This window comes from Sodalis sp. (in: enterobacteria) (assembly GCF_047607725.1).
Lineage (GTDB): Bacteria > Pseudomonadota > Gammaproteobacteria > Enterobacterales > Enterobacteriaceae > JBLKSS01.
This window is the reverse complement of the sequence record NZ_JBLKSS010000038.1, coordinates 1-10,688: the sequence shown is the minus strand read 5'-3', so window position 1 is coordinate 10,688 and position 10,688 is coordinate 1. Positions and strand designations below refer to the sequence as shown.

Annotated in this window: 6 protein-coding genes and 3 pseudogenes; 3 read left to right on the top strand and 6 right to left on the bottom strand. The window is 55.9% G+C overall.

The window, feature by feature from the left end:
- Window positions 1-141 precede the first annotated feature (141 nt).
- Window positions 142-552, top strand: a pseudogene (locus tag ACMX3H_RS04415) (fructose-specific PTS transporter subunit EIIC); the annotation flags it as partial.
- Window positions 553-810: 258 nt separating this feature from the next.
- Here the strand turns inward: ACMX3H_RS04415 and nfo are convergent.
- Window positions 811-1,515, bottom strand: a complete 705-nt coding sequence (gene nfo / locus ACMX3H_RS04410; protein WP_415209945.1) for a deoxyribonuclease IV — start codon at window positions 1,513-1,515, stop codon at window positions 811-813.
- Between the two features lie 89 nt (window positions 1,516-1,604).
- Between nfo and yieE the strand changes: the two genes are divergently transcribed.
- Both yieE and ACMX3H_RS04400 read left to right on the top strand, forming a co-directional pair.
- The gene (gene yieE / locus ACMX3H_RS04405; RefSeq protein ID WP_415209946.1) at window positions 1,605-2,492 is read left to right on the top strand and encodes a DNA-binding transcriptional regulator YeiE; all 888 of its coding nucleotides are present in this window, start codon (window positions 1,605-1,607) and stop codon (window positions 2,490-2,492) included.
- Window positions 2,493-2,692: 200 nt separating this feature from the next.
- A pseudogene (locus ACMX3H_RS04400) lies at window positions 2,693-3,513 on the top strand (amino acid permease); the annotation flags it as partial.
- 343 nt (window positions 3,514-3,856) lie between these two features.
- Here the strand turns inward: ACMX3H_RS04400 and ACMX3H_RS04395 are convergent.
- The 5 genes and pseudogenes from ACMX3H_RS04395 to ACMX3H_RS04375 all read right to left on the bottom strand — a co-directional run.
- On the bottom strand, window positions 3,857-5,140 hold the full coding sequence (locus tag ACMX3H_RS04395; RefSeq protein ID WP_415209944.1) for an ABC transporter ATP-binding protein: 1,284 nt from the start codon (window positions 5,138-5,140) through the stop codon (window positions 3,857-3,859).
- On the bottom strand, window positions 5,140-5,937 hold the full coding sequence (locus ACMX3H_RS04390) for an ABC transporter permease (RefSeq protein ID WP_415209943.1): 798 nt from the start codon (window positions 5,935-5,937) through the stop codon (window positions 5,140-5,142). The genes ACMX3H_RS04395 and ACMX3H_RS04390 overlap by 1 nt, the downstream gene beginning before the upstream one ends.
- Entirely contained in the window at window positions 5,937-7,313 is a 1,377-nt protein-coding gene (gene cpsG, locus ACMX3H_RS04385) for a phosphomannomutase CpsG (RefSeq protein ID WP_415209942.1), read from the bottom strand. Before cpsG ends, ACMX3H_RS04390 begins: the two co-directional genes overlap by 1 nt.
- A gap of 371 nt (window positions 7,314-7,684) precedes the next feature.
- Window positions 7,685-9,100: a mannose-1-phosphate guanylyltransferase/mannose-6-phosphate isomerase gene (locus ACMX3H_RS04380; protein ID WP_415209941.1), complete on the bottom strand. Its 1,416-nt coding sequence runs from the start codon at window positions 9,098-9,100 to the stop codon at window positions 7,685-7,687.
- 610 nt (window positions 9,101-9,710) lie between these two features.
- Window positions 9,711-10,479, bottom strand: a pseudogene (locus tag ACMX3H_RS04375) (membrane-bound PQQ-dependent dehydrogenase, glucose/quinate/shikimate family); the annotation flags it as partial.
- Between the last annotated feature and the right edge of the window lie 209 nt (window positions 10,480-10,688).

The window sequence follows — 10,688 nt, the reverse complement described above, 5'->3', positions numbered from 1 at the left end:
CACTCAAACCGGGATGGAAATAAAAGTTATTAAAATCAATACAATGTGAAAATGCAATGAGCATAAGCGTGTAACGTAGGTTTACTGTCTCATACAACAAACCCACCAATAATTCAAGACGTCCTCCACGGGGTGCTTACGACCTATGGTCCGATGGCGGCCATTATGGCCGCGGGTATGGTGCCACCGTTGGGCATCGCGGTGGCCACGCTTATCGGACGCCGTAAGTTCGATGATACCCAGCGTGAAGTCGGCAAAGCCACGTTTGTGCTTGGCCTGTGCTTTATTTCGGAAGGCGTGATCCCCTTCGCCGCTCGCGATCCGATGCGCGTTATCCCGCTTAGCATGGTGGTGGGCGCGCTGACCAGTGCCTTGTCGATGATGTTTGGCGCTACGCTGATGGCGCCGCACGGTGGGCTGTTCGTGCTGCTGATCCCGGGCGCCATCTCGCCGGTGACCGGCTATATCATCGCGATTGCCACCGGCACTCTGCTGCTGGGCGTGCTGTACAGTCTGCTGAAACGTCCTGACGCAGAGAGGGCTCTGGCCTGACTTTTGGTATCCCCTTGCCGGCAGAGGGGCGGCAAAAGCGCCCTGATGAGGTAAAAATGCCGTACCGAGCCCTCGCCGGCATGAAGGGGAGTGTGGGCGGAAACGTCCTGACGTGCTAGTGCGTAGGGGGCCGACCCGTTCGCCCGCCAGTACGTCGTCGCCCGCAAGGGCAGTTACGCTTAAAACGTCCGAACCGCTTTGCGCGATGGGGCGCATTACGGCCCGCAAGGTTATCCGGCGGGTCGTTTTCTTTGGCGTTTAGCTTTCGGCAGGCGTTGCGGCGGTGTGGCCGCCGGCGGCCAATGCTTTCAGCCAGGCGATTTCCTTCGGCCAGATATCCGGGTTGACCGTTTCCAGAATCATCGGAATGCCATCAAAGCGTTTATCGGCCATGATCCAAGCAAAGGCGTGGCAGGTATCGATGCAAACGCCGACACGGTTTTTATCGTCGACCCGATCAATAATCGCCGCCAGTTGTTCAAAACGAAAGCCCAGATTGCTGCCCTGGCCGGCGGTATTTTCGATGACGGCGGTGACGCCTTGGGTTTTCTCCAGCGCCAGATTAATGGAATCGGCGATGCGCGCTAGGCATTCTTCTTCCGCGATCTGCTGTAAATGGCTGCCGGGATGAAAATTGAGCAGGCTGAGGCCCAGTTGCTCGCAGCGCTGCATTTCATCGATGAAGGCCACGCGCGATTTTTCAATACCTTCGCGGGTGGGATGGCCGAGATTAATCAGGTAGCTGTCATGGGGAAGGATCTGGCGGGAAGCATAGCCATAGCGCTCGCAGGCGGCACGGAAATTATCGATAGTCTCGGTGGTCAGCGCCGCCGCTTTCCATTGCCGCTGGTTCTTGGTGAAAAGTACGAACGCTGTCGCCTTAAGGTCGTGGGCGCGCGCCACCGCCTGATCTACGCCTCCCGCTGCGCTAACGTGCGCGCCGATAAACTTGTTTTCGCTCATCCTGGCTAGGCTCCCGGTTAAAGTGATGAAGAGAAGAAAAGAAATGATTATAGTTGGTTATCTCGTTGAAATGTTGGATTACTAAAGCCATGGCCATTACCCTGCGCCAGCTGGAAGTTTTTGCCGAAGTGCTGAAAAGCGGTTCGACCACCCAGGCCTCACAGATATTATCGTTGTCGCAGTCGGCGGTCAGCGCGGCGTTGACCGATCTGGAACAGCAGTTAAAAGTAAAATTGTTTGACCGCGTGGGCAAACGACTGGTGCTCAATGCGCATGGGCGGTTGCTCTATCCGCGCGCCGTCGCGCTGCTAGAACAGGCGGGAGAGATAGGCATACTGTTCTCCCAGGGCAATGGCGCGCTGCGGCTGTTTGCCAGCAGTACCATCGGCAATTATATTTTGCCGGAGCTGATTGCCGGCTACCGGCGCGCGGTGCCTGGCACGCCGCTGTCGCTGCAGGTGGGCAATAGTCAGGAGGTGATAAACGCCGTGGCGGATTTCCGCGTTGACCTGGGGCTGATTGAAGGACCGAGCCACCACCCGGATCTGGTGACGCGGTCCTGGCTCAACGACGAACTGGTGATTTTTGCCGCCCCCGACCACCTGCTGGCGGGGTGCCGGCTGGAATTGTCCGCGCTGGCGGACGCCCCCTGGATTTTGCGTGAGCGGGGCTCTGGCACCCGCGACATCGTCGACCATCTGCTGCTCTCGCGCCTGCCGCACTTTCATTTAGAAATGGAACTCGGCAACTCCGAGGCCATCAAACATGCGGTACGCCACGGCTTGGGTATCAGCTGCCTGTCGCGCCGAGTGGTGGCGGAGGCGCTGGCGCTCGGCACCCTGGTGACTCTGGCGCCGCCGCTGCCGCCGCTTTACCGCACGCTGTATGTGGTGCATCACCGACAGAAACACCTCTCCCACGCCCTGCAGCGGTTTATCGACTACTGTCAGCTCGCCGCCGGCGCGGACGCCCGCTAACCCCATCATTCCCCCTGACAACGGGGTGAAAGGTGAGAAACGTCTCCTTTATGGCGATAATCGACTGCAACGACGCGGCGCAGTGGTGTTAAAAACGCCAAATTCGTCATATGACGCTTATAATTTACTGGTTTAGAGTGCGCGGCGGGAACGATTTGCTACAATCCCGCCTCGATTTTTGCAGAGACCCGTCAAACGCCATGTGTCACAAAACAACCCCTCCTTTGCCCAGCAGCGGCCTACGCCGCGAATTGAAAGCGCGCCATTTGACCATGATCGCCATCGGCGGCTCCATCGGCACCGGCCTCTTTGTTGCCTCCGGCGCATCCATTTCCCAGGCGGGGCCGGGGGGGCGCTACTCTCGTATGTATTGATTGGCCTGATGGTGTATTTCCTGATGACCAGCCTCGGCGAGTTGGCGGCCTATATGCCGGTGTCCGGCTCGTTTGCCACCTATGGCGCACGCTATGTGGAAGAGGGCTTCGGCTTCGCCCTCGGCTGGAACTATTGGTATAACTGGGCGGTCACCATCGCGGTGGATCTGGTGGCGTCGCAGTTGGTCATGAGCTATTGGTTTCCAACGGTCCCGGGCTGGATTTGGAGCGCGCTGTTCCTGGGCATCATGTTCCTGCTCAACGTCATTTCGGTAAAAGGATTTGGCGAAGCGGAGTACTGGTTTTCGCTGATAAAAGTCGTCACCTTGGTGGTGTTCATCGCGGTAGGAGTGCTGATGATTTTCGGCATTCTACGCGGCGGCGAGCAGGCGGGCTGGCACAACTGGACGGTGGGTGACGCGCCTTTTGCCGGCGGTTTCGCCTCTATGATTGGCGTCGCGATGATTGTCGGCTTTTCCTTTCAGGGCACCGAACTTGTCGGTATCGCCGCCGGCGAATCGGCGGATCCGGCCAAGAATATCCCGCGGGCGGTACGGCAGGTGTTTTGGCGTATCCTGCTGTTTTATGTGCTGGCGATTCTGATTATTAGCCTGATTATTCCCTATACCAGCCCCGACTTGCTGCGCAAGTAAGCGCCCCGTGGAGGACGTCTTGAATTATTGGTGGGTTTGTTGTATGAGACAGTAAACCTACGTTACACGCTTATGCTCATTGCATTTTCACATTGTATTGATTTTAATAACTTTTATTTTCATCCTGGTTTGAGTGATATGAAATTAGTGGTTCTGAAGTTTGTGATAGTGTCCATTAAAATTTAAGTGGACACTATCATCGCCGGATTATCCATGATCTGACAGCCGTCCCTTATAGGATGCGGGTTCACTAGGCATCGTAGTGGAACATATTCTTACCTGGCKATACAACAAACCCACCAATAATTCAAGACGTCCTCCACGGGGCGCTTACTTTTTATGAATGACTTTTAAATGTCGATGCCAGATCGATAAGACCCCAGAATTCCACCTTGCGGCTGACGTGCAACATGATGGCGTCATAACGCCGATCCAATGGCACAATCTCTCCGAGGGGATTACCGGCAGAGATCCCACAAGAGAGTAAATAGTCGCCCTGATTGAGATTCATCAGGAAACTGAAAGTAAAGACTCTGACTTCCCCTGCTTTCACCGAAATATACTCTCGACCCTGAGAGCAAAGAAATGAATTCGTGCCGTATAAGAATAACCCTTCAAGACTTTTTATCAGCATACCCGGCACCACGCTGTCAAAGTCCTGCTCAAACAACACCTTGACATGCAAATCCGTTTGGCTATTGCTATCAATGGCGGCGGGGTAATGTTCGCCGCCCGCCTGAATATCGAAATCAATGATTTTCGCGCCGCCCTGCCCCCAGTGATACTCTTCCGCGCGATAACCGCGGCGGCTGGCGAAGAGATCGCCTTGGTCGGTCAACGTCAATCCCAACGAACTGTCCGCCGGCGCCGTATCCGCCGCTGCGTCGGATTGTTTACCGAACAGCTCATCCAAATAGCGGTTGGTCACATCACGGGCTGTGCCGTCAAGCTCGATGGCGCCATTTTTGAGAAAAATAGCGCGGTCGCAGTGCTTGACGATATCGCCGGCGCTATGGGAAACCAGCAACAGCGTGGTGCCTTGTTGCTTAAAGTCGGCGATACGCGCAAAACACTTGGCTTGGAAGCGAGAATCCCCAACCGACAGGGCCTCATCGACAATAAGAATGTCCGGCCGCGACGCGATCGCTACCGCGAACGCCAGCCGCATCTGCATACCGCTAGAGTAGATGCGCACCGGCCGATCGATATAGTCGCCGATATCGGCGAATTTCTCGATATCCGCCATCAGGCTCATTATCATTTCGCAGCTATAGCCCATCATCAAACCGGACATATAGACATTTTGCCGGCCGGAGAAATCGGGATGAAACCCCATTCCCAGCTCCAGCAGCGCCGCAACACGCCCGTGAAGGGTAATTTTGCCGGTAGTAGGTTTCGTGGTGCCGGTAAGAAGCTTCAGCAACGTGCTTTTGCCAGCGCCATTAACGCCGACGATGCCTACCGACTCGCCGGACTGTATGGTAAACGAGATATCTTTCAGCACCCATTTTTTGCTATGGCGCTCGACGGAAAGCGGCCCCAGTTTTTCCACTAACCGCAGCCATTTTGAGGCGTAGTATTTATAGGCCTTGCCGACCTGACTGACTTCAATACGGGTCATTAAATCTCATCCACAATATCGGCCGCGTGTCGCTGAAACATCCGCCAGCCGATGGCAAACAGCACCAGGGCGACAGCCGTAACCGGCACCAGCGCCAGCCAGTTAGGCATATGATGATAGAGCAAGACATTTTGATATGACTCCACCAGGGTTGCCATAGGATTAAAGCGCATCGCGGCGCGGGCCCATTCGGGAAGCGTACGCGCAGCGTAAACGATGGGCGTAAACCAAAACCAGAACTGCAGCAAAATGGCGACAAACTGCCCCACATCGCGCACAAACACATTCATCACTCCTAATATAATTCCCAGACCAACGGTGAAAATCATCTGCACCAACAGCACGGGGATAATGGCAAAGAAGATCCAGCCGGGAAACGTGCCGGAAACAACCATAAACAGCACGAAAAGGGCAAAGATAATCAAAAAATTGATTAATGACGATACCGACACGATGATCGGCAGGCAAATACGAGGAAAATTAAGTTTCTTGAGGATGTTGGCATTGTTGAGAAACACATTCACCAAGCCGTTTAACGTCTCGGTAAACAATCCCCAGGTCAGCACGCCCGAGCACAGGTAAATACTGTAGGCGAAGGGGGTGTTCATATAGGGCATACGCGCGCGCATCAGTGAAGAAAAAACCAGCGTATAAACCGAGATCATGGCCACCGGCTGCAAAATTAGCCATAGCGCACCGAGAAAGCTGCTTTGATAGCGGGACTGAAAATTCCGGCGGATACTATCAATAATAAAGCCGCGGTAGCGGGAAATGCTACCGAATAGGGCATTGAGCATCAGTGCGTTCCAGTCAATATGGCAAAAATTTCCCGGGTTTTATCCTTCATCAGGGCAGTGTCGCCCCGCGACTCGACGTTCAGCCGTACCACCGGTTCGGTATTGGAACTGCGCAGATTAAAACGCCAGTCGGCGAACACCACGCTGATGCCATCGGTGCGATCGATTGCCAGCGCCGCATCACGGTAATGATCCAGCACCGCGGCAATCGCCGCCGGCGCATCGACCAACTGGCGATTGATTTCACCCGAAGCCGGATAAGCGCGCATACGCTCACCCACCAGTTGGCTCAGGGATTGCCCCCGCACAGCCATCAGCTCCGCCACCAGCAGCCACGGGATCATCCCGCTGTCGCAATAGAAGAAATCGCGGAAATAGTGGTGGGCGCTCATTTCACCGCCGTAAATCGCATTCTCCGCGCGCATGCGTTCCTTAATAAACGCATGGCCGGTTTTCGACATCACCGGCGTACCGCCGGCGCGGGTAACGATATCCTGGGTGTTCCAGGTCAGGCGGGGATCGTGAATGATTTTGCTTTCGGGATGCTTTTGTAAAAAGGCTTCCGCCAGCAGACCGACGATGTAATAGCCTTCAACAAACCCCCCCTGCTCATCGAATAAAAAGCAGCGGTCGAAATCGCCATCGAAAGCGATGCCCATATCGGCGCCGGCGGCGTTCACGGCGTCGGTGGTATCCTGGCGGCATTCAGGCAGCAGCGGATTGGGAATACCGTTGGGAAAATGACCGTCCGGCTGGTGATGCACTTTAACAAAGGACACCGGCGCGCCCGCTGCCTGGAACCGCGCCTCAAGCGCGTCCACCACATGCCCCGCGGCGCCATTGCCCGAGTTGATGACCAGCGTCATGGGGCGACGAAACCGGGCGAGGTCAATAAACCCCAACAGGTGATCGACGTAGGCCGACAGCACATCGACGCGGCGCAGGCTGCCGCGCGCTTGCGCCACCGGCCCGAACGCGTTCTCCTCGGCCAGACGCTGGATATCGCGCAGGCCGGTATCGCCGCTGATGGGACGGGACTGCTCGCGCACCAGCTTCATGCCGTTATAGTCCATCGGATTATGGCTGGCCGTCACCTCGATCCCGCCGCCCACCCCCAGATGGGAGGTGGCGAAATAAATCTCTTCCGTGCCGCTCATGCCGATATCCAGGACGTCAGCGCCGGCATCGTTCAATCCGCGCGCCAGGGCCTGTTTTAGACCCTCGCTGGTTAAACGCACATCACCACCGATAACCATACTGCGCGGCTTGAGCAGCTCACCGTAGGCGCGGCCGATGCGATAAGCAATATCCTCGTTGAGCTCTGCGCCCAATCTTCCCCGAATGTCATAGGCCTTAAAGCAGGATAGAACAGCCATGTTTCCCTCAAAATGTTTTCGACAGCAGTACCGTTAAATCAATTCTATCATCTACCGCGATAGCGTCACCAGATGGGATTTCTTGCTGCCCACCGGACGGCGCCTTTATCGCCGTTCGTTTCTCGTCCCTGCCCTCACCGTGTCGCCCCCCTGCCGCCCGCGCGCGAAATCGCCCGGGAGGGCCCAAAGACGCGGGCATGAACGGCGAGATATTCCCATAAGCACGCAGGAAGGAAAGATGGCATTTCTTTCATCATGGCATTTCATCGCAATCGACACCGTGGCTCCGCAGGCGCGAGGGTAAAACAGGGCGCCCCGGCCAGACAGCAGATTAATCCTGAAATCCGCCGTCGGCGCCGCGGCGCCTGCAATCAGCAGCGGCCGTAGGGATCGCGCAGACGGATGATATCGTCTTCACCGAGATAAGAACAGGATTGGATCTCGAGGAGTTCCAGAGGAATTTTCCCCGGGTTTTCCAAACTGTGTACCGACCCGACGGGAATAAAGGTGGACTGGTTCTCGGTCAGCAAATAAGACTTGTCCTCCACCGTCACCCGCGCCGTGCCGGATAGCACCACCCAGTGCTCGGTGCGGTGATGATGCATCTGCAGCGAAAACATCCCGCCCGGTTTGACGGTAATGTGATTGACGTTGTAGCGCGCTTCATTGACCACGGTGTCATTGCGCCCCCAGGGGCGATAGGACTCCCGATGACGGCGATATTCGCTGCGGGCGTGGGTTTTCAGATATTCCACCACTTTCTTGACGTCTTGCACCTTATCCTTATCGACGACCAGCACCGCATCCTTGGTGTTCACAATCACCAAGTTGTTCACGCCGATGGCCGCCACCATTTTCTCATCGGTATTGATATAGCAGTTGGCGGTATTGTGCAGGAAAACATCGCCGGTAAGGGCATTTTGCCTGTCGTCCTTTTGATTGACTTCCCACAACGCCGACCAGGATCCCACATCGCTCCAACCGGCATCCAGCGGTACCACCATGGCGTCGGCGGTTTTTTCCATCACCGCATAATCCACCGAGTCATCGGGACAGGTGATAAATTCGTCTTTGTCGACGCGAATGAACTCCTGATTACTGTCCGCCTGCGGCGATTCGATGGCTTTTTCACAGGCAGAGAGAATATCCGGGCGGAATTTACCGAGCTCGCTAAGGTATTTTTTAGCGCGAAACAGGAACATGCCGCTATTCCAGTAATATTCGCCGCTGGCGATATAACGTTCCGCGGTCGCCCGATCCGGTTTTTCCACAAACCGATGCACCTGGAAAACCGCCGCATCATTCTGTGCCTCACCACGCTGAATATAACCGTATCCTGTCTCCGGCACGCTGGGCACGATACCGAACGTCACCAGATTGCCGTTGCGGGCGTAAGGGAGCGCCTGCTGGATAGCGTGATGAAACGCCTTCTCATCTTCAATAACGTGGTCGGCCGCCAGCACCAATAGCAGCGGATCATCGCCGTCCACGATGGTGCTCAAGGCGGCCAATGCGATGGCCGGGGCGGTATTGCGCCCCACCGGTTCCAAGATGATATTTTGCGACAGCTTGTCGATTTGCCGCAGCTGTTCCGCCACCAAAAAACGGTGTTCCTCATTACAAATCACCAGCGGCTGATGGGTATTAAGCCCTTCCAGGCGCAGCACCGTTTCCTGCAGCATGGAATGATCGCCGTGCAGGGTGAGAAACTGCTTGGGATAAAGCTCGCGTGACATCGGCCACAGACGGCTGCCGGTTCCACCGGCCATAATTACGGGAAGTAACATACATGTCCTTTTCGCCATGGGATGAACGGGGCTCGCCAGGCTAACGTCGCGATCGGAATACGTTGCGCGCCTAAACGGAGCCACCTTCATCTTTGAGGCAAGCCAAAAGAGTTACGGTAAAAAAATTGCCCTGAGCATACACTCGCACACCACCACGATCAATTGCCTGTACCGCACCGGGCAGGCCGCGCGGCGCGGGGGGTAGGCCCAACGGCTCCAGGCGCCAGGGTATCCTTGCGCTTTTTGCGCGGTATCGCGCGACATAAGGTGATCCGCCGTCCGTCGCCGTCCGTTCGGCATCGCACGCCGGTCCACCCGCTGATACCATTAACTATAATCCACGGGGGGATGCGCGTAGGACGAGGGCGGGCCGCGTCTCATGCGGCGTAAGCGTTTTTTGCAACCTGCTTCCCACCGCGGCCGGAAAATCGGCGTCAGGACGGGTGAAGTGGCCGGCCTGCGCGCGCAGATCCTGCAACGTGCGTGCCGGGCCAGCCACCGCCACGGCGCAACGGGGCAATCCGCGCACCGGCGACTTGGCCCCCTTACAGATGAAAAAAGGGCCGATATCGCTATCGGCCCCGGTGTTTTCACTGGCTTACGCAGGTGATTATTTCTCATCCGGCAGCGCGTAGGCGATGATATAGTCCCCCAGCTTGGTGCCGAACGAATCGTGTCCCCCCGCGGCGGTGACGACATATTGCTTACCGTTGACCTCATAGGTCATTGGCGTGGACTGGCCGCCGGCCGGCAAACTGTCTTGCCACAGCGGTTTACCGCTGGTGACATCAAACGCGCGGATGTAATTGTCGGCCGTTGCGGTGATAAACAACAGGTTACCGGCGGTGGCGATCGGTCCGCCCAGCATCGGCATCCCCATTTTAAAGGGCAGCAGCAGCGGAGAACTGTCGCGTACCGTGCCGATACGGTGCTTCCAGGCGATAGTATGGGTCTTCAGGTCCACACTGGCGATATAGCCCCAGGCGGGCTGCTTGCAGGGTAAACCAAAGGGCGATAAAAAGGCTTCTAACGTCACGCCATAGGGGACCCCGTACTGGGGTTGCAAACCCGCCTCGGAACCGGAGCTGCTGCTTTTGCCTTTTTCCGGCTGAATCGGATTGCTGGCGCTGCGGGGTATCAAGCGCGACACGAAAGGCAGCGCCATGGGATTGGCGATCATGACCTGGTGATTCGGATCCACCGCCACCCCACTCAAACATGCCGAGATTCCCCGGGAAAACCAGCGTCCCCTGCTCGGATGGCGGGGTAAAAATCCCCTCATAACGCAGCTTATGGAACATCACCCGGCAAACAAGTTGATCGAACATCGTCGCGCCCCACATATCGGCGCCGCTCAGATCCTTTTTCGGCCGTATAGAGAAGTAATTTATTTGATACTTACGGGAATTGGCGGGATCTGACGGGAATTCGTGGGATTTCTTAGGATTAGGGATGATTTATGTATTTGATACCGATGAACAAAAAAAGAACAAAATAGAGCCTATAGGCAAAACATTTGATACTTAACGTAACGGCCTTAAAACCGTGTTTAAAAGAGTTTCAATACTTAATGACATACAAGAAATTT